The sequence below is a fragment of the Kitasatospora sp. NPDC127111 genome, assembly GCF_042677465.1.
Taxonomy (GTDB): Bacteria; Actinomycetota; Actinomycetes; order Streptomycetales; family Streptomycetaceae; genus Kitasatospora.
Window position 1 is genome coordinate 57669 of record NZ_JBHXTG010000004.1, and the last position, 19424, is coordinate 77092.

Here is a 19424-nt window from a genome sequence, read left to right on the forward strand (position 1 = left end):
GACAGAGTGCCCCTAACGGTGTTAGATTGCAAGCGGGATTCCCGCGGTCGCGGGAGTCCGGACAGGGGTGGGCCCGCGGGCACGGGCGCGCCCCGCGGTCGCGGGAGGCGAGCGAGACCCATGCCGGCGGACGACGACACCGGGGCCCAGCCCGCGCTGACCAGGGAGGCCCTCGCCGTAGCGGCCCTGCGGGTGCTGGAACGGGACGGCCTGGCCGGCCTGTCCATGCGCAAGGTGGCGGCCGAGGTCGGCGTGAAGGCGGCCTCGCTGTACTGGCACGTCCGCAACAAGGAGGAGCTGCTCGACCTCCTCAACGACGAGATCATGGCCGACGCCGTCGCCCCGCCGCGCGAGGGCGACTGGCGCAGCCAGTTCCGCGAGTACAGCCGCCGCTACCGCCGGCTGCTGCTGGACAAGCGCGACGCCGCCAAGGTGGTCGCCGGGCGACTCGCCCCCGGCCCGCACCTGCTGCGGCTGATGGAGGAGCAGCTGGACCGGCTGCGCGAGGCCGGGTTCACGGACGCGGACGCCGCCATGACCACGTACCTGCTCGGCGCCTACGTCCAGGGATTTGTCCTCCAGGAGCAATCCCCGATCTCGGCCGACGAGACCACGGGCACCAGCCGGGGCGCCATCGCCGCGGCCGCCGGCGACCGGTTCCGCGCCCTGCCGCCCGAGGAGTTCCCCAACCTGGTCGCCCTGGCCGACGACCTCACCCAGCCGGCGATGGACGCCCGGTTCGAGTTCGGCCTCGACCGCATCCTCGACGGGCTCGCCACGCTCCTGCCACCGGACCGGCGCTGAACCGCGCGGCCGACCGGCCAGGCTGACGGTCCGCCACACCGGCGGGCCTTCACCCGGACGGGCCGCGCCACACCGACGGACCCCGCCGCACCGACGGGCCGCACCGCACCGACGGGCCGCGCCGCATCGACGGGCCGCGCCGCACCGACGAGCCGCGCGCCGCTCCGAGGGCTGCGCGCCGCACCGGCGATCGACGGTGGGCGAACGGGCGGGTAGCCTCGCGAGGTCCGGCCGTTCGCCCCAGCTCGCCCCAGCCCCTCCCCGCTCGTCCCAGGAGGTTCGTCGCCGTGTCCGGGTTCCATCCGATCAGCGAGCCGTACGCCCAGGGGCTGTTGGACGTCGGCGACGGCCAGCGGATCCACTGGGAGGCCTCGGGCCACCCGCGGGGCAAGCCGGCGCTGGTGGTGCACGGCGGGCCCGGCTCCGGCCTGCGGGCGGCCAGCCGGGCGTACTTCGACCCGGAGCGGTACCACCTGGTCCAGTTCGACCAGCGCGGCTGCGGCCGCAGCCTGCCGCACGCCGCCGACCCGGCCACCGGCTTGGAGCACAACACCACCGCCCACCTGATCGCGGACATGGAGAAGCTCCGCGAGCACCTGGGGATCGAGCAGTGGCTGCTGTACGGCGGCTCCTGGGGGTCCACCCTGATCCTCGCCTACGCCGAGACCCACCCCGAGCGGGTCTCGGAGATCGTGATCTGCGGCGTCACCATGACCCGGCCCGAGGAGACCGACTGGCTCTACCGGGGCGTCGGCCGGCTGCTCCCCGGCCCGTGGGAGGCGTTCCGGGACGCCCTGCCGCCGGCGGACCGGGACGGCGACCTGGTGGCCGCCTACAGCCGGCTGCTGAACAGTCCGGACGAGGCCGTCCGGCGCAAGGCCGCCCGGGACTGGGCCACCTGGGAGGACGCGGTGATCGCCCACGAGGTGCTCGGCACGCCCAACGCCTACGGCGACCGCCCGGACGACGCCCTGATGGCCTTCACCCGGATCACCGCCCACTACTTCTCCCACGACGCGTTCCTGGAGGACGGCCGGCTCCTGCGCGACGCCGGGCGGCTCGCCGGCATCCCGGGCGTGCTGATCCACGGCGCCCTGGACCTCGGCTCGCCGCTCGCGACCGCCTGGGAGCTGGCGAAGGCCTGGCCGGACGCCGAGCTGACGGTCGTCCGGGAGTCCGGCCACACCGGCAGCCCGGTCATGCGCGACGCGATCCTCGCGGCCCTCGAACGGTTCGCCGCCACCGGGCCGCGACACCTCCCGCGGGACGGGCGGTGACGAGCCTGCGACGGTCCGGATCCCAGGGGTGACAGCCCGGGCCCGGGCTCCGACACTGGAGGGAGGAAGGACCACGCCAACGGGTCGGCCGGTGCCGGCCGGTGCCGGCCGCGGAGAGGGCAGGCCGGCCATGAGCACGCCGTCCGCCAGGCTCCCGATCATCTACGTCCGGGGTTACGCCGGGGGCACCTCGGGGATCGAGAAGGCCGTCACGGATCCGTTCTACGGATTCAACGAAGGCTCGACGCACATCCGCGTCGGGCGCGAGGACTCCCCCGTCTTCTACCAGTTCGAGAGTCCCTTACTCCGCCTGCACCTGGACGAGGGCTACCACATCTTCGTCGAGGGCGGCCAGGGGACGTACCTGGAGACGCACGACGACATCCCGCCGGACAGCATCTGGATCCACCGCTTCTACGACCTCTGCTCCGGCACCTGGGGGGCCAAGCCCAGGCAGTTCGACCTGGAGGCGGCCGCCGCCGACCTGCTGACCCTGATCGAGAAGCTCCGGGCCAAGACCGGCGCGCCGCGCGTCCACCTGATCGCCCACTCGATGGGCGGGCTGATCTGCCGCTGCCTGCTGCAGAAGACGATCCCGGACCAACGCCCGGGGCGCCGCGCCAGCGAGTACGTCTCGAAGCTGTTCACCTACGGAACGCCGCACGGCGGCATCACCTTCGACGTCGGCTTCGGCATGCCGGAGACGTTGCGCGACACCCTCAACATCAACGGCTCGGACGTCTTCGGGCCGGACCGGATGTACCAGTACCTCACACCCGCGGCTCGGCTCGACCCGCACGGGCCGCCCGACGGCTGGCGGGCCGTCGACATGCCGGACGACGACGGCACCGGTCCGGCCGAATCCGCGGCCGGCGGCTTCCCGCTGGAGCGGGTCTTCTGCCTCGTGGGCACCGACCCGAGCGACTACGACGTGGCCCACGGGGCCTCGGCGGCGACCGTGGGACCGCGCAGCGACGGGCTGGTCCAGATCGCGAACGCCCAGGTCACCGGTGCCGAGCAGGCCTTCGTCCACCGCAGCCACAGCGGGCGGTACGGGCTGGTCAACTCCGAGGAGGGCTACCAGAACCTGCGCCGCTTCCTCTTCGGCGACTACCGGGTCAACGCCGACCTGGTCGGGCTGGACCTACCTGCGGACGATCCCGACGTCACCTGGCAGGCCGAGGTCACGCTCTCGGTGCGCGGGCTGCCGGTGACGATGCACGAGCGGGTGGCGCCGCACTGGTGCCCGGTCCAGCTCTCCGACCCCGCCGGGAACGGTGACGGCGGCATGACCGGTCCGGACGGCGACGGGACCGTCCGGCTGGCGACCACCTTCCTCTCCAGCTCGCTGCCACGACCCGGTGCGAGCGACCCGCTGCGCTACGCGCTCGACCTGCGGGTGTTCTCGCTGCGCGAGCACCACGGCTTCTTCGGCTTCGGCGACCACCTGGAGAAGACCGCCGACTTCGCGGACAGCCTGATCGTCGACGTGGACACCTCCGGGCCGCGTCCGGCCGCCTGGGCGCACTGGAACTCCCGGGTCACCGGCACGATCAAGGACCTCCGCCCCGACGGGGACCCGCTGCCCGACGACGACCCCGCCGCCGACTCGTGGGTCGGACACCTCCCCGTCCCGGCCACCGCCGCCCCGATCCTCGGCCGACAGGCCGCCGTCCGCCTCTCGGTGAGCCGGTGGAACTGACGGACGGGCGCGCCCCGACGCGCTGACGCCCTGGGCCCTGGGGCCATGGGGACATGGGGCCATGGGGCCAATGGGGCCTCGGGCCGTCGGGCTTAGGAGGCCGAGGCCGCGCCCGCTCCGCCCGGCTCGTGGGCGGGCGCGGGGGTCTCGACCGCCAGCAGGACCCGGCGCAGCAGGCCGGAGAGCCGACGGCGTTCGTCGGGCGTCAGGACGCCGAGCAGGCGGCGCTCCTCCCGGCCGACCACGTCCAGGGCCTCGTGCCAGGCCGCCCGGCCGGCCTCGGTCAGCTCGACGTCGACGCGGCGGCGGTCCTCGGTGGAGGGGGTGCGGAGGATGAACCCGCGGCGCTCCAGGGCTTCGAGACGGCCGGTCACCGAGGCGGGCGCCAGGCTGAGGTCGGCCCGCAGCTCGGACGGGGTGGCGCGGCCGCCGCGGCCGGCCAGTTCGTGGAGCGTGTCGAACTCGTGCTTCTGCAGGCCGTAGTCGGCGACGCCCTGCTCCCGCACCCGGCTCAGATGCCGGGTGAGCTTGCTCATCCGGGTGACCGCGCCCTCGATGTCCGGGTCGAGGTGCGGCAGGACGGGCTGCCAGCGCTCGACGTGACCGTCGGTCCAGTCGCGCGGCTCCCGGGCCGGTGCCGTGCCCGTGCCGTCGTCCGTGCCGTCGTCCGTGCCGTTGCGGGGGCGCTCGCCCGAGCCGTCGCCCGAGCCGTCGCCCGAGCGGCTGCGCGGCTCGGCTGCCGGGCCGGCCGGCAACTCGTGAGCTCGACGATCGGGGTACTCCATGGGACGAGTCTAGGCGCCTTGATCGCCGACTAATATTTCGTTGCCGAAATTTCGGTGCCGAAATATAGTCCGGGACGTGACGCACCCACTGAGACTCCGCGACTTCCGGCTGCTCTTCGTCGGCCGCACCATCTCCACCCTCGGCGACGCCGTCGTCCCCGCCGCGCTGGCCATCGCCATCACCCGGGCCACCGGCTCCTCGGGCGCGCTCGCCCTGGTCCTGGGCTGCACGATGGTGCCCCGGCTGCTGCTGCTCCCGCTCGGCGGGGTGATCGGCGACCGCTTCAACCCCCGCGTGGTGGCGCTGGTGACCGACCTGGTCCGGGCCGCCGCGCAGCTCTTCGTCGGCGTCGAACTGATCGGCGGCGACCCCCGACTGCTGCACATCGCCCTGGCCGAGGCACTCGGCGGCACCGCCTCCGCCTTCGCCATGCCGACCGCCACCCCGCTGGTCGCCGCCACCGTCGAGGGCCCGCTGCGGATGCGGGCCAACGCGCTGCTCGCCTCCGTCAGCAACGCGGCGCGCCTCGGCGGCCCCGCGCTCGCCGGCGTGCTGGTGTACACGGCGGGGGCCGGCTGGGCGTTCGTGCTGGACGGCCTCTCGTTCGCCGTCAGCGCGGCGCTGCTGACCCGGCTCACCGTCCGGCACTCCCCCGCCGAGCGCCGCCCGTTCTTCGCCGACCTCACCGAGGGCTGGACCGAAATCCGCTCCCGCGACTGGTACTGGACCAGCCTGGTCGCGCACGCCGCGTGGAACGGCGCGAGCACCGTCCTGCTCACGCTCGGCCCGCTGATCGCCTCCCGCGAGCTGGGCGGGGACGGCGTCTGGATCGCCATGACCCAGGCCGGGGCGGTCGGGGTGCTGGCCGGGTCACTGCTCGCCGGCCGGGTGCGGCCGGGCCGGCCGGTCCTGGTCGCCAACCTCGGCCTCGCGCTCTACGCGCTGCCGCTGCTCGCCCTCGCCACCGCCGCCCCGGCCCCGCTCACCGTCGCCGCGTACACGGTGGCGATGACCGGGCTCGGCTTCCTCAACCCGGTCTGGCAGACCGTCGTGCAACAGGAGTTCCCCGCCCAGGTGCTGGCCCGGGTCACTTCCTACGACTGGCTGCTCTCGCTGGCCGCGGCCCCGCTCGGCTACGCGCTCGCGCCACTGGCCGCCGACGCCTGGGGCAGCACGACGCCGCTCCTGATCGCGGCCGCCCTCGTCGCGTTCGCGTGCGCGGGCACGGCGGCGGTGCCCGGCATCCGCCGGGTCGGCCGGCCGGCCCTGATCGGTGACGGACAGCCAGCGGCCGGCAGCGGGGCGCACGACGACCGACGGGCGGACGCCGCCGAGGCCGGAGAGACGGCCGAGGCCCGCGGCTGACCGCTCGGACCGGGCCCCTACGATACGGGCATGATCGCCTATGCCCCAGCGGCCTTCTTCTTCGTCCTGTGCGGGATCGGCGTCCTGCGCGACCGCCGTCAGTTCAGCAACGCCGTGCTGCTGGGCATCGCCGTCTCCCTCCTCGCCCTGGCGCTGCTGGCCGAACTGCGCAAGGCACCCACCCTGGTGGCCGAGCTGGCGGCGGTCGCGATCATCCTGCTGCCGGCGCTCGGCACGCTGGCGCTGATCGGCTTCCTGATAGCCAACGGCCTGACCATGATCCGCAAGGAGGGCCGGCGACCGGCCAACCTGCTCTCCCTGCTCGCGGGTCTCGGCATCCTCGCCGTACTCGTCCTGCTCGTCGCGGCCGTGGCCACCGGCTCGCGCCGGCTGGGCATCCTCGCCGGCACCGCCGTACTGGTGGTCGGCTACGTCTCCTTCCTGTTCGTCTGCTTCGTCGGCTACGCCTTCCTCTACGGACGTCACCGGCCTCGCCGTGACGTGGACTTCGTCGTGGTGCTCGGCTCCGGCCTGATCGGCGGCGAGCGGGTGCCACCGCTGCTGGCCAGCCGGCTCGACCGCGGCCGCGAGGTCCACGAGAAGCAGGCCGCGCGCGGGAACCCCCCGGTGCTGATCACCTCGGGCGGCCAGGGACCCGACGAGAGGCTGCCGGAGTCCCACGCGATGGCCGACCACCTGATCGAGCGCGGATTCCCGGCGGAGCGGATCCAGCGCGAGGACCGGTCACGCACCACCGAGGAGAACCTGCTGTTCAGCAAGGCGATCATGGAGCAGGCCAACCCCGACTACCGGTGCGTCATCGTCACCAACAACTTCCACGCCTTCCGCGCCGCCCTGATGGCCCGCAAGACGGGCGTCAACGGCCAGGTGTTCGGCTCCCCGACGGCCGCCTACTACTGGCCGAGCGCGACCATCCGCGAGTTCGCCGCGGTGTTCCTCTCCCACAAGCTGATCAACTTCGGCATCTGCGGCCTGCTCGCGCTGTGCGGACTGCTCGCCGCACTCTGAGGACGCCCGGTGGCATGACCAGGCGGAATGACCACGGGGAACGACCACGGAGAACGACCACGGGAACGACCACGGGAACGACCGAGCGGGTAAGGAGGACCCCGTTCAGTGGTTCCGGGCGGTCAAGGCGGTGATGACGCGCCGGGTCTTGTTGTCGAGCTGCTGCGAGATCGTCAATCCGCGTTCCCGCAGCGCCGATTCGAGCTTCCGCTGCTTGCGCTCGGCCCGCTCCTCGAAGTCGTCCGCCTCCTCGTCGTCCTTGGGCTTCACCCGGATCGACGCCTCGAGGAAGTCCAGACCGGCGACCGCCCAGTGCTCCAGGTCGACCTTGAGGTCGTCGACCGGCAGGTCGTCGAACTTCGTCGAGTCGATCGGGCCCAGGGCGACGAGGCCGTCGAGCTCCACCGACGGCGCGCATTCGGCGAGGAACTGACGCTGCCGGTCGTCGAGCGGCGCGGCGGCATCGGCTCCGGGCGCGACCGCGCCCAGCAGCGACCCCTGCGGATGGGTGCCCACGGCGGAGGCGGCCAGCACGTGGCGGTCCCCCGACCAGTCCTCCTCGACGCGGTACTCGAACGACGTCTCCTCGAAGGGGTGGGTGAACGGTTCGACCAGGTCCTTCTTGTGGACTGGACGCCGCTTGACGGTCAGCTCGTCCGGAGTGTCGCCGCTGCGGATCCTGATGATCACGCCGCTGTCGAGCAGGAGTCGGCCGCCGGAGCCGCCAGCGACGGCGCGGTGATCCTCCGCGAAATAGATGAGACGCTTCAGAGCCTGACCCTCCGGCCCGCCTAAGGCGGACAGGGCGTCGTCGACACGGCCCTCGATGTTGACTTTGATCTCGATCGGCAGCAGGTCCATGGCCCCGCTCCTATCATCCGCACATCATGTGATGAATTCGCTCTTTTCATGATATTCGGGACGCCCGTGATCGCAGGCGGCTCAGGGGCAGCCGGGAATGACCCGGCCGACCGCAGAACACGCTGAGCAACCGCCATGCCCGTAGGGCCGCCAGGGCGTGGCACTGGAGAACGCGCACGATCTATCCGAAGGGGCCCGGCCACTTCCCGGTGCCGATCGACCTGATCAAGAAGCTCGACACCGAACTCGGCGGCGACCGGTCCTTCGAGAACCTCAGGAAGCACCAGGCCTCGCTGATCAGCACCCGCGACAAGCTCAATGCCTGGATGCAGGGCCACCCCGACGACTACCACTGACCCTCCTGACCGCGAGCCGGGCCGCACCGGATCCTGACGGGACCCGCCGGGCAGGGTGGCCGGGTCCGGCGGTGGCGGGCAGGCCCCGGGGCACCGGCCATGGCGCTGCGGGCCATGACGGAGGACCGGAGGCCGGGTGACCGTCACATACCTCCTGGCGGCCGGACGCGCCACGCTGCACGGCGTCCCGTTGAACTCCTCCCCCACCCCGGAGTCCTCCATGGCTGTGCTGCCCGCCACCGGCCCGTCCTCCCCGTCCACGGCCCCGCGTGCCACCCCGCCCCGGCGCGGCCGGCGGTCCGCGCGCCGAGCGGCCGCCGCGGTGCTCGCCGCGGCGGCGCTCACGGCCACGGCCGCCCCCGCAGCGGCGGGCTCCACCGCCCCGGTCGCCGCCGCCGCGGTCGCCGCTCCCACCGATGACGCGCCGAACGGGACGTTCCAGCAGGTCACCGGCTTCGGCAGCAACCCCGGCAACCTGGCCATGTACGCGTACGTCCCGGCGGGGCTGCCGACGGGGGCGCCGCTGGTGGTCGCGCTGCACGGCTGCGTGCAGACCGCGACCGACTACTACCGCGACTCCGGCTGGACCAAGTTCGCCGACCTGTACCGCTTCGCCGTGGTGTTCCCGCAGACCAGCGCGGCCAACAACAGCCTCTCCTGCTTCAGCTGGTTCGACGCGAGCAAGGACAGCCGGGGCACGGGCGAGGCCGCGTCGGTGGTCGAGATGGTCGCCAAGGCCGAGTCGCTGTACGGCTCGGACAGCCACCGGGTGTTCGTCACCGGTCTCTCGGCGGGCGGCGGGATGGCGGCCGACCTGCTGGCCGACTACCCGGAGGTGTTCGCGGGCGGGGCGATCGACTCCGGACTGCCGGCGCACTGCGCCACCACCCAGAGTGCCGCCTCCGGCTGCCAGAACTCCGACCAGCGCCTCACGCCCGCCCAGTGGGGTGACAAGGTCCGCCGGGCGTACCCGGGGTACGCCGGGCCGTGGCCCCGGGTGGCGATCTGGCAGGGCACCGCCGACACCACCGTGTGGCCGGTGAACGCGACGGAGCTGCGCGACCAGTGGACGGACGTCTGGGGCGTCGGCCAGAGCGCGTCCGCCACCCGGAGCCTGCCGGGCGGCACCACCGAGTACGTGTACGACGACGCGAACGGCCGGCCCGCGGTGGCGCTCTACTCCGTCGCCGGGATGCGCCACGGGCTGGCGGTCAACCCGGGCCCGGGCACCGACCAGTGCGGGGCCACCGGCAGCTACTTCCTCGACACGATCTGCTCCAGCTACCACACCGCCCGGTTCTGGGGCCTGGACGGCGGCGGCCCGACCACCCCGGCGCTGCCCGCGCCCGCCGGGCTGACCGCGACCGCCGCCGGCCCGGACTCGGTCGCCCTCACCTGGCAGGCCGTCACCGGGGCCGCCTCGTACGCGGTGTACCGGGACGGGGTCGGGGTGGCCGCCCCGGTGGCCGCCTCGTACACCGACACCGGGCTGAGCGCCGGGACGTCCTACGGCTACACGGTGGCGGCCGTGGACGCGGCGGGCGTCGAGGGCGCCCGCTCGGCGGCGGTGACGGCGCGCACCACCGGCAGCGCGCCGCAGTGCTTCACGGACGACAACTACGACCAGGTGAAGGCGGGACGGGCGACCCAGCGCGCCGGCCTCACGTACGCCCTGGGCTCGGGCCAGGGCATGGGCCTGTGGAACGCCTTCACCACCCACACCCTGAAGCAGACCGGTCCCGACTACTTCGTCCTCGCCGACGGACAGTGCTGACACCCACCTGCCCGAACCGCTCGAACCGACCATCCCGACCGGCCCGACCGGACGGCCGGGACTACCCGGACTGATCAGACTGACCGGGTTGACCGGGCTGACCGGACTGACCGGCTCGCTCGGCCTGACCGTCCCGGACGGGGCGCCGCCCGGGACGGCGAGGCAGGGACACCTCATCCGCCCACCTCCCCGGGGCGCAGGCCGGCGAACAGGTCGGCCTCGGGGAGCGCCGTCGGGACCACGCTGCGGGCGAGGTGGTAGTCCTCCGTCGGCCAGACCTCGCGCTCGATGCTCCGCGGGTGCGCCATGAACCCGGCCCCGGGCTCGATCTGGGTGGCGTGCGCCAGCAGCGCGGCGTCGCGTACGGCGAACTGCTCGGCGCAGGCGATCCGCGTGGTGGTGGCGAGGGCGGGCGGGGTGTCCGGCCAGTCGGCGAGCAGCTCGCCCATCGCCGAGTCGACGCCCTGCGCCGTCATCGCGTCGTGCAGGGTCTGGAACCAGGCCCGGGAGAGCGCGAGGTGGTAGTAGAGCTTGGCCGGCTGCCAGGGCGCGCCGGCCTCCGGGTAGCGGTCCGGGTCGGCGGCCGCCTCGAAGGCCTCGACGGTGACCTGGTGGGTCATCACGTGGTCGGGGTGCGGGTAGCCGCCGGTCTCGTCGTAGGTGACGACGACGTGCGGGCGGAACTCGCGGATCAGGGCGACCAGGGGTGCCGCGGCCGCCTCGACCGGCTGGAGCGCGAAACAGCCCTCGGGCAGCGGTTCGTCGGGGCCGGGAAGGCCGGAGTCGGTGAAGCCGAGGAAGCGCTGGCCGACTCCGAGGATCTCGCGGGCGGCCGCCATCTCCGCCCGCCTGATCCTGGCCAGGTCGGCCCGGACCTCGGGGCGGTCGAGCGCCGGGTTGAGGACGGAGCCGCGCTCACCACCGGTGCAGGTCGCGACCATGACGTCGACGCCGTCGGCGGCGTACCGGGCGAGGGTGGCCGCGCCCTTGCTGGACTCGTCGTCGGGGTGGGCGTGGACGCTGAGCAGGCGGAGCTCGGGGTGCTTGGTGAACACGGGTCTCCCTGGGAGGTGGAGGCGGTCCGGGACGACCGCCCGTGGCTGGTGGGTGCGTGCCGGGTGCTGTGCTGAGCGGGGTCAGGGGCGCTTGCGACCGGCCGGGTAGAGCAGGGCGGGTGCGACGGCGAGGGCGGAGAGGCCGAGGACCCACCAGAAGGTGTCGCCGAAGGCCGCGGCCGGCTGCGCCGGGTGGCCGGCCAGCGAGTGCTGGAGGGCGAGCGTGAGGAGCGCGGTGCCGAGCGCGCCGCCCAACCGGTTCAGTACGTTGACCGCGCCGGCGGCGGCCGGGACCTGCGACCGCTCCACGCTGCTGTACACCGCCGCCATCCCGGGGATGACGATGATGCCCATGCCGGCGCCGCGCAGCGCCAGCGACGCGGCCAGCAGACCGTCCGCGGGGCCGGAGCCGGAGCCGAGCCGGGTGAAGGCGAGCGTGCCGAGCAGCGAGCACGCGATGCCGATCAGGATCAGCGGCCGCGGGGCCATGCGGTCGGCGATCCGGCCGGCCAGCAGTGAGGCGACCGCCGTGCCGAGCGCCTGCGGCGCCAGCAGCAGCCCCGCCTCGACGGCGCCGCTGTGCCGGACCTGCTGGTAGTACAGCGGCACCAGGAACATCGAGCTGTAGAGCGCGGCACCCTGCAGGAAGGAGTTGGCGGTGGCGACCGAGAAGCCGCGCCGGGCGAACAGCCGCAGGTCGATCAGCGGCGGCCGGCCCTCGCGCGGGGCGCGCAGCGCGTGCGCGCCGTACCCCAGCAGCAGTGCGGAGCCGAGCGCGACGGCCACCCCGCTGCCGGAGCCCGCGTCGCCGCCGATCGTGGCGAGCCCGTAGACCAGGGCCGACAGGCCGGGTGACAGCAGCGCGAGCCCGGTGACGTCCAGCCGGGGGCGGGGGTGCGGACGCTCCGCGTCCGCCGGAACGGTCAGGGCGGCGAGCAGCAGCGTGACCAGCCCGACCGGGACGTTCAGCAGGAACATCCACCGCCAGTCCAGGTGCTCCAGGACGAGGCCGCCGAGGACCGGCCCGAGAACCGGAGCCAGGCTGATCGGGAGCATCAGCGTGCCCATCACCCGGCCGATCCGGGACGGTCCGGCCGCCTGGACCATGATCGTCTGCCCGAGGGGCTGGATCATGCCGCCGCCGATCCCCTGCAACACCCGGAAGGCGATCAGGCTGCCGGTCGACCAGGCCAGCCCGCACAGGGCGGAACCGGCGACGAACAGCGCGACCGAGACCAGCCACGTCCGGCGCGCGCCGAACCGACCGGCCGCCCAGCCGGAGAGCGGCATGGCGAGCGAGATGGCGAGCAGGTAGCCGATGGACACCCATTGGACGGCGGCCACCGAGCTGTGCAGGTCGCGGGCGACGGGGTCGATGCCGACGCTGACGATCGTGGCGTCGAGCTGGGCCAGCACCGGGCCCAGCGCGAGGACGGCACCCATCCTGAGCAGCCCGGGCGGCAGCGGTTCGCGCCGGCTCCCCCCGGCCGCCCGGCCGGTGCTGCCGGTACTGCCGGTACTCCCGCTGCCGCCGGTGCTGCCGAGGTGTGACGTGGTGGCCGGTCGGACCATGGGCCCCTCCCTGGGTCGTGAGTCGTACGGAGTCGTCCCGACCCGTACGGAGGCGCACGGAGTCGTACGGACCCGCACGAATGCGTAGTCCGGCGACCGCCCCGGCCGCCGAGGAAGAACTTAGGTCCGACCCACTGATTGGGTCAAGCCTAATTCCTGTGCTCGACCCAGCGAACCTGCGCTAGGATCACCTCCATGACCGACGGCACCCCGAACCTGCGCGAACTCAACAAGCGCCGCACCCGCTTGGCGATCTCGCACGCCGCGACCCGGCTCTTCATCGAGCAGGGCTTCGACCGGACCACCATCGCCGAGGTCGCGGCAGCCGCCGGGGTGGCCAAGATGACCGTCACCAACCACTTCCCGCGCAAGGAGGACCTCTTCCTCGACCGGCACGAGGAGCTCGTCTCCGGCCTCGCGCGGACGGTCGCCGGGCGCGCACCCGGCGAGTCCGCGCTGGCGGCGCTGCGCCGGGAGTGCCTGGCGGCGATCGACCGGCACGACCCCTCGCTCGGATTCGCCGGGGCGGACTTCGCCCGGACCATCACCGAGAGCCCCGCGCTGGCCGCCCGCCTGCGCGAGATCCACGAACAGAGCGAGGACGCGCTCGGCACGGCGCTCGCCGAGGCCACCGACTCGCCGCCAGCCGACCTCACCGCCCGCCTCGCGGCCGCCCTGCTCGCCGCTGTCCACCGGACGCTGTTCGCCGAGGTGTTCCGCCGCGTCCTGGCGGGCGAGGAGCACGAGAAGATATCCGACGCCGTCCGCGCGGCCGCGGTCCGCGCCTTCGACCAACTGGAGGGCTCCCTCGGCGGGTACGCGGTCCGCCCGTCGCCGTGAGCCCTCGTCAATCCGACTGGGCGCGCCTCCGGAACAGCCGGGTGAGCGCCCAGAAGACGCTTGACGAAAGGTTGACCTGCTCACGGCAGAACGTTGGTGGGCTCCGCCCCTAAGGTCGGCGCATGCCCGCACAACCCCCCGGGCGGACCGCCCTACCGGTCCTGCCCTACCGCAAACCCACCCCCGGCCGGGACTACTGGGTGCTGGACGACGTCCTGCCCGACCCCGACGCCGTCCGCGAGCGCGTGCTCGCCCGCGGCGACTGGACCGAGGGCTACCCGTACCGGCCCGAGGCCTGGCCCGGCCTGCGCACCATGCCCGGCCTGGAACCGGACGAGCTGGCCCGGGTGGAGGCCCTGGTCCGCAAGTCGACCGGCGCCTCCGCACTCTGGGTGCAGAAAACGCCCGGCGGCGGCACCCTCAACCACAACTGCGTGCAGCTCGTCGGCGCCGGGGAGTCCGACTCCCGGCCGCACACCGACTCGCGGGCGCTGTGCCGCTACGCCGCCGTGCTCTACCTCTCCCCCGGCGCCCCCAAGGACGCCGGCACCAGCTTCTACCGCCAGCAGTTCCCCGGCGGCCGCCTCGGCGGCAACCTGGTCAACGCGCCCCACAACAACCTGGTCGAGGCGCTCGGCACCCGCCGTGTTCCCGGCGACGCGTTCACCGAGGACGTCCGCGTCCCCAACCGCTACAACCGGCTGCTCCTGTACCACGCCAACCTGATCCACAGCGCCACCGCCTACTCCGGCGTCACGCTGGAGGAGCGGCGGATGACGGCCGTCTTCTTCTGGATGGCCTGAGCCGGGGCAACCAGGGCAGCCCCGGGACCCGCCCGCATCAGAACCCTGGAGCCGCCCGGACCCAGAACAGGCCGAACACGAAAGGCGCGCGCACGGAGAGACCCGGTCAGGAGAGACCCGGTCAGCCGGTTTCTCCGTGCGCCGCCACCAGCTCCCGCGGCTCGGCGTGCGCCAGACCTGCCCGGGTCAGCGCGGCCGCGAGCCGGGCCAGCTCGTCGGGACGCACGAGGGCCGCGAGGCCCTCGGCGGTGTGCGGCAGACCGAGGTCCGCAGCCGCGCCGCACGCGCGCTCGTCGACGAAGGGCCGCAGGCCGGGCCAGACCGCCTGGGCCTCCCGGCAGAAGATCCGCGCCCCGACCGGCCCGATCCTGGGGAACTCACGGAGCAGCTCCATCACCCGGTCGCGGTCACCGTCGGCCTCGTCGCGCAGCCGCCGGAGATCGCCGTGCCACCGGTCGAGCAGCAGGTCGGCGCCGCGGCCGAGCGCGGTAGCGGTGCTCTCGTCGTACCGGACGTAGTGGGCGCGACCGAGCGCGTCCACCCGGGCCTGCCAGGAGGCCTCGGTCATCGCCCGCGGGGTGCGCATTCCCGCGGCGAAGAGCTCCCGGGCGGCGGCGACGGCGGTCGCGGCGCTGATCCTGATCGAGCAGAGCACCGTCAGGACGAGCAGCTGGTAGAGCGGCGCGGGGGTGTCGCGCAGCGTGATGCCCGCCTCCTCCGCATAGGTCTGTCCGTACCGCTCCAGCAGGGCAGCGACGGTCCGCTCGTGATTCATGGCACGCCTCCCTCTCCTGGGCGCATGCCCCGGTTCGCGCCGGTCATGCTCGGGGAGGAGGGCGGCATGGACAACGACCCCCGCACTGCACCCCCGACGCCCCCACCGGCAGCATCCGCACCGCCGACATCCGCACCACCGACATCAGCACCACCGGCGTCCGCACCACCGGCGCCCGCGCCACCGCCATCAGCACCACCGCCATCAGCACCACCGGCGTCCGCACCACCGACATCCGCACCACCGGCGTCCGTACCCGCGACGGAGGCGGTGCGCGCGGAATGGGCCGGGATCGACCGGCTGCCGACCCTCGACCTGCTGCGGCTGATGAACGCCGAGGACCGCACCGTCGCCGAGGTGGTCGGCGGCCGGCTGGCGGCGATCGCGGTCGTGGTCGACGCCGTCGCCGAGCGGATGGAGCGGGGCGGCCGGCTGGTGTACGCGGGCGCGGGGACGGCGGGACGGCTAGGGGTGCTGGACGCGAGCGAGTGCCCGCCGACCTTCGCCACCGCACCGGGACAGGTGGTGGCCCTGATCGCCGGCGGGCCGCCGGCCCTGGTCAGCGCGGTCGAGGGAGCCGAGGACCGGTCGGAGCTCGCCGTCGCCGACCTGGCGGCGCTCGCGCTCACGCCGGCGGACAGCGTGGTGGGCGTCTCGGCGTCGGGCAGGACTCCGTACACGGTGGCCGCCGTCCGGCAGGCCCGCGCGGCCGGGGCGCTGACCGTCGGGCTGGCCTGCGCCCGGGGCTCGGCGCTGGTGGCCGCGGCCGAGCTGGGCATCGAGGTGGAGGTCGGCGCCGAGGTGGTGGCGGGCTCGACGCGGCTCAAGGCGGGGACGGCGCAGAAGCTGGTGCTGAACCTGATCTCGACGGCCGTCATGGTCCGGCTCGGCAAGACGTACGGAAATCTGATGGTCGACGTCAGGGCGGGCAACGAGAAGCTCCGCGCGCGGGCGCGCAGGATCGTCGCGGAGGCCACCGGCGCCGACGAGGTCACCGTCCGGTCCGCGCTGGCCGCGACCGGCGGCCGGGCGAAGGACGCGATCCTGGTCGTCCTCGCCGGAGTGGACGCCCCGACGGCCGAACGGCTGCTCGCCGCCTCGGCCGGGCGGCTCCGCGAGGCGCTGGAATCCGTGGGGCGGCAGACCTGACGTGCAGGCCCGCCGCACAGGCCCGCCGCACATGCCCACCGGGGAGGACGCCGGGGAGGACGCCGGTTCCGCACGCCCGCCGACCGGCCGGGTCTTGTCATCACGGAGCCACCGAGGTATACGAACCAGGTGGGTGGGAATACGCGCCGACGCCGGGGGCGACCGCCCGCCGCCAAGCCGACCCTGCTGCCGCACCACGTGAGCACCCCTCCGGCGGCGCCCACCCGAGCCAACGCCGCAGACACCAGAGCACAGCAGCAGCACATCGGCACAGCAACACATCGCCCCAGCGGGACATCGCAGCACCGACACCGGAAGGAGTCGGAGATGATCACCGAACTTGCCGTGGAGCGGGTCGAGTTCACCTGCGGCCACTGCTGGCACCAATGGAGTTCGGACTACGACGTGCAGCACGTGCGCGACGAGGACGGCACCGACTGGGAGTACTTCTCCCTCGACGGCATCCCCGTCGCCTCCCCGTACGTGCCGGACGGCGCCCGGGCCTGCCCGGAGTGCCACCGGCACTGGGTCGGCCACCTCGCCGCCCGTCGGCTCGTACCGCTCGTGCCCGCCGAGGAGACCACACCGCGGAGCCGGATCACCGAGCCGGCCACGTACCGACCCGAGCGGCACACCGCACCGATGCTGTCCGCCACCTCCCACCACGGGCCGACGGACCAGCAGTTGTCGGCGGCGCGCGGGCGCGAGGCCTGAGCCGCCCCGAACAGCGGCCGGGGTGAACGCCCGGTTTCAGCCGCCGAGTTCCGTCCGGTGGACGAGGCCGGCGGCGCGGCCGTCGAGCAGGACCAGGGCGGCGTGGTGGTCGGGGCCGAGGACCGCCCGGGCGGACGAGAGCGGCTCGCCGATGCCGACCGTCGGGAGCGCCGGGCCGAGCAGTGCCGTCACCGGGCCCCCGGGCTTCGCGTGGCCGCCGGCCAGCGCGCGGTCGACGGCTGCCGCCGACACCGAACCGAGCACCTCCGTGGCGCTGATCCCGTACGGACGGGCCGGGCGGGCCAGCACCACGGGGGCGACGCCGCCGGGCACACCGCGCAGCACGGCGAGCGCCTCGGCGAGCGTCGCGTCGGAGCCGACCACGGGCAGCCGGCCGGGAGCGCCGCCGGGTCCGGAGCCCGCCAGGACGGACCGGACGGTCGCCTCGGCGCCCGCGGCGGTCGGCTCGGCGCCCGCGGCGGTGCGCGGCTCCTCCAGGAAGCCCCAGCGGCGCAGCCAGTCGTCGTTGTAGAGCTTGGAGAGGTAGGAGCGGCCGGAGTCGGGGAGCAGCACGACGACGAGGTCCTGCGGACCGAGGTCGCGGGCGACCCGGAGGGCCGCCGCCACGGCGGTGCCCGACGACGGGCCGGCCAGCAGGCCCTCCTCGCGCGCCAGCCGACGGGCGGTCAGCAGGGACTCCCGGTCCGGGATCCGTTCGAAGCGGTCGACCACGTCGCGGTGGAAGGAGACCGGCCAGCGGTCCTCCTCCGTCCCGGGGTGGAGGAAGTGGCCGATGCTCTCGACGAAGTAGGGGCTGCCGTCCCCGCCGCCGTAGAGGGAGGATTCCGGGTCGGCGCCGACCACGGTGACGGCGCCCCCGGAGGCCTGCTTGAGGTGGGCGCCGGTGCCGCTGATGGTGCCGCCGGTGCCCACGCCCGCGACGAAGTGGGTGATCCGGCCGCCGGTCTGCCCCCAGAGCTCCGGGCCGGTGGTGCGCACGTGCGCGTCCGGGTTGGCGGGGTTGTCGTACTGGTCGGCGAGCCAGGCGCCGGGGATCTGGGCGGCGAGCCGGCGTACCACCTGGAAGAGGTGGTCCGGGTGCTCGATGGGCACGGCGGTGGGTGCCACCACCACCTCCGCGCCGTAGGCCCGCAGGATGTCGGACTTCTCCGGCGCCGAGCGGTCGGACACCCCGGCGATGACGCGGTAGCCGCGTCGGCGGCCGACGATCGTCAGGCCGATCCCGGTGTTGCCGGAGGTGGCCTCGATGATCGTGCCGCCGGGCCGCAGCAGGCCGCCGCGTTCGGCGGCCAGCACCATCGAGAGGGCGGCGCGGTCCTTCACGCTGCCGCCGATGCTGAGGAACTCCGCCTTGGCGTAGACGGGAGCCGCGAGCCCGGCGCCGAGCCGGGAGAGCCGGAACAGCGGCGTCCCGCCGATCGCGTCGACCACCGAGTCGTGGACCGCCATCGCGGCTCCTTCCGGGGCTGGGCAGGGCTGTCGGCAGGGCGGTGACGCCCAGTCGGCCGGACCGGCCGCGGCGGGCGCCGATCGAGCTTCTCCCCCGGGGATCACCCCGCGCAAGGGGGACGGCGTGCTCACCGGCCCGACCGCCCCCGGACTCGGCCGCGCGCCGGACCCGGACCACGCGCCGGACCCGGACCGCGCACCGGGCCCGGACCGCGTACCGGGCCCTGGCCGGGCGCCAGGTCCGGAGCGCACGCCGGGCCCAGCGCGCACGCGCGCCTCCGCGCCCACAGCCGACACGCTCACAGCCAACACGCTCACAGCCGAGACTTTCACCCCCGATGCGTCGCCCCATCGACACCTCGACACGTCGACACGGCAACGCGTCACCCCGAAGGCTCCCCCGCCCCCTCGGCGGCACCCCCCACCGGCCCCTCCCCGGCGGCCTCCCCCGCGATCGCGCCGCGGAAGCCCTCGATCAGGACGCGCAGCCCGTACTCGAAGTCGGCGTCGTGGTCGGTCATCCGCAGGACGTCGGCGGCCTCGCGCAGCAGCGGCAGCCCGGCCAACGCCTCGTCGGGGAAGGCCGGTTGGGTGCGGTGGTCGGCATCCTGGCGCCAGGCCTGCTCCTCGGCGACCCAGCCCATCACGTAGCGGTCGACGGTGAGCAGCAGCCGCAGGGCGGTCCGCGGGCGGAGTCCGGCGCGGCAGAGCGCGCCCACCTGGGCCTCGACGGCGGGGAGTTCGTCCACCGTGGGCAGCGTGCCGGCGTGGACGCGGGCACCGTCGCGGTAGGCGAGCAGGGCGTGGCGCTTGGCCCGGGCGTCCGCGGCGATCCAGGCGGGCCACTCCTCGGGCGTGGGGGCGCGGTCGGGCGGGAGGGCTTCGGCCAGCATGGCCTCCGCCATCAGGTCGAGCAGTTCCCGCTTGCTCTTGAAGTGCCAGTACAGCGCCGGGGACTGGACACCGAGCTCCCGCGCGAGGCGGCGGGTGGTGAGTCCGTCGATGCCGACCTCGTTGAGCAGGCGCAGGGCGGTGCGGACCACCTCGTCGCGTTGCAGTGCCATGCCCTCCGGCCCTCCTGTCCGCGTTCGC

Annotated in this window: 18 protein-coding genes; 11 read left to right on the forward strand and 7 right to left on the reverse strand. The window is 74.2% G+C overall.

The window, feature by feature from the left end; genetic code table 11:
* The first annotated feature begins 120 nt into the window (after positions 1-120).
* From ACFVHB_RS04360 to ACFVHB_RS04370, 3 genes are all read left to right on the forward strand, one after another.
* Positions 121-804: a TetR/AcrR family transcriptional regulator C-terminal domain-containing protein gene (locus ACFVHB_RS04360; RefSeq protein ID WP_380314861.1), complete on the forward strand. Its 684-nt coding sequence runs from the start codon at positions 121-123 to the stop codon at positions 802-804.
* Between the two features lie 287 nt (positions 805-1091).
* A complete protein-coding gene (gene pip, locus ACFVHB_RS04365) occupies positions 1092-2081 on the forward strand; it encodes a prolyl aminopeptidase (RefSeq protein WP_380314864.1) in 990 nt (329 codons plus the stop codon).
* A gap of 130 nt (positions 2082-2211) precedes the next feature.
* Complete coding sequence (locus tag ACFVHB_RS04370) at positions 2212-3783, forward strand: lipase family alpha/beta hydrolase (protein WP_380314867.1); 1572 nt, start codon at positions 2212-2214, stop codon at positions 3781-3783.
* Positions 3784-3875: 92 nt separating this feature from the next.
* On the opposite strand, the gene ACFVHB_RS04375 is transcribed toward ACFVHB_RS04370, so the two are convergent.
* Positions 3876-4361 carry a MarR family winged helix-turn-helix transcriptional regulator gene (locus ACFVHB_RS04375; RefSeq protein WP_380315183.1) on the reverse strand — a complete coding sequence of 162 codons (486 nt, stop codon included), beginning with the start codon at positions 4359-4361 and terminating at the stop codon, positions 3876-3878.
* 283 nt (positions 4362-4644) lie between these two features.
* Between ACFVHB_RS04375 and ACFVHB_RS04380 the strand changes: the two genes are divergently transcribed.
* Together ACFVHB_RS04380 and ACFVHB_RS04385 are read left to right on the forward strand one after the other, a co-directional pair.
* Entirely contained in the window at positions 4645-5934 is a 1290-nt protein-coding gene (locus tag ACFVHB_RS04380) for an MFS transporter (RefSeq protein WP_380314870.1), read from the forward strand.
* 30 nt (positions 5935-5964) lie between these two features.
* On the forward strand, positions 5965-6963 hold the full coding sequence (locus ACFVHB_RS04385; RefSeq protein WP_380314873.1) for a YdcF family protein: 999 nt from the start codon (positions 5965-5967) through the stop codon (positions 6961-6963).
* Between the two features lie 105 nt (positions 6964-7068).
* Here the strand turns inward: ACFVHB_RS04385 and ACFVHB_RS04390 are convergent, their stop codons facing one another.
* Positions 7069-7824, reverse strand: a complete 756-nt coding sequence (locus ACFVHB_RS04390) for a hypothetical protein (protein ID WP_380314876.1) — start codon at positions 7822-7824, stop codon at positions 7069-7071.
* A gap of 209 nt (positions 7825-8033) precedes the next feature.
* On the opposite strand from ACFVHB_RS04390, the gene ACFVHB_RS04395 reads away from it, so the two are divergent.
* Entirely contained in the window at positions 8034-8180 is a 147-nt protein-coding gene (locus ACFVHB_RS04395) for a hypothetical protein (RefSeq protein ID WP_380314878.1), read from the forward strand.
* Between the two features lie 220 nt (positions 8181-8400).
* The gene (locus ACFVHB_RS04400) at positions 8401-9954 is read left to right on the forward strand and encodes a PHB depolymerase family esterase (protein ID WP_380315186.1); all 1554 of its coding nucleotides are present in this window, start codon (positions 8401-8403) and stop codon (positions 9952-9954) included.
* A gap of 173 nt (positions 9955-10127) precedes the next feature.
* Here ACFVHB_RS04400 and mca read toward each other — a convergent pair whose 3' ends face one another.
* Together mca and ACFVHB_RS04410 are read right to left on the reverse strand one after the other, a co-directional pair.
* Entirely contained in the window at positions 10128-11009 is an 882-nt protein-coding gene (gene mca, locus ACFVHB_RS04405; protein ID WP_380314881.1) for a mycothiol conjugate amidase Mca, read from the reverse strand.
* Between the two features lie 81 nt (positions 11010-11090).
* Positions 11091-12581 carry an MDR family MFS transporter gene (locus ACFVHB_RS04410; RefSeq protein WP_380314884.1) on the reverse strand — a complete coding sequence of 497 codons (1491 nt, stop codon included), beginning with the start codon at positions 12579-12581 and terminating at the stop codon, positions 11091-11093.
* Between the two features lie 195 nt (positions 12582-12776).
* Between ACFVHB_RS04410 and ACFVHB_RS04415 the strand changes: the two genes are divergently transcribed.
* Together ACFVHB_RS04415 and ACFVHB_RS04420 are read left to right on the forward strand one after the other, a co-directional pair.
* Positions 12777-13421 carry a TetR/AcrR family transcriptional regulator gene (locus ACFVHB_RS04415; RefSeq protein WP_380314887.1) on the forward strand — a complete coding sequence of 215 codons (645 nt, stop codon included), beginning with the start codon at positions 12777-12779 and terminating at the stop codon, positions 13419-13421.
* A 122-nt stretch (positions 13422-13543) separates the two neighbouring features.
* Entirely contained in the window at positions 13544-14224 is a 681-nt protein-coding gene (locus tag ACFVHB_RS04420; protein ID WP_380314890.1) for a DUF6445 family protein, read from the forward strand.
* Between the two features lie 121 nt (positions 14225-14345).
* On the opposite strand, the gene ACFVHB_RS04425 is transcribed toward ACFVHB_RS04420, so the two are convergent.
* Complete coding sequence (locus ACFVHB_RS04425) at positions 14346-14999, reverse strand: endonuclease (protein ID WP_380314893.1); 654 nt, start codon at positions 14997-14999, stop codon at positions 14346-14348.
* A 270-nt stretch (positions 15000-15269) separates the two neighbouring features.
* On the opposite strand from ACFVHB_RS04425, the gene murQ reads away from it, so the two are divergent.
* Both murQ and ACFVHB_RS04435 read left to right on the forward strand, forming a co-directional pair.
* Positions 15270-16148: an N-acetylmuramic acid 6-phosphate etherase gene (murQ, locus tag ACFVHB_RS04430; protein WP_380314896.1), complete on the forward strand. Its 879-nt coding sequence runs from the start codon at positions 15270-15272 to the stop codon at positions 16146-16148.
* 327 nt (positions 16149-16475) lie between these two features.
* Positions 16476-16862, forward strand: coding sequence for a hypothetical protein (locus ACFVHB_RS04435; RefSeq protein ID WP_380314899.1), 387 nt, complete (start codon positions 16476-16478; stop codon positions 16860-16862).
* A 36-nt stretch (positions 16863-16898) separates the two neighbouring features.
* Here the strand turns inward: ACFVHB_RS04435 and ACFVHB_RS04440 are convergent, their stop codons facing one another.
* Positions 16899-18332 (reverse strand): pyridoxal-phosphate dependent enzyme, encoded by a 1434-nt coding sequence (locus ACFVHB_RS04440; RefSeq protein WP_380314902.1) that lies wholly within the window; start codon positions 18330-18332, stop codon positions 16899-16901.
* Between the two features lie 383 nt (positions 18333-18715).
* Complete coding sequence (locus ACFVHB_RS04445; RefSeq protein WP_380314905.1) at positions 18716-19396, reverse strand: TetR/AcrR family transcriptional regulator C-terminal domain-containing protein; 681 nt, start codon at positions 19394-19396, stop codon at positions 18716-18718.
* Positions 19397-19424 lie beyond the last annotated feature (28 nt).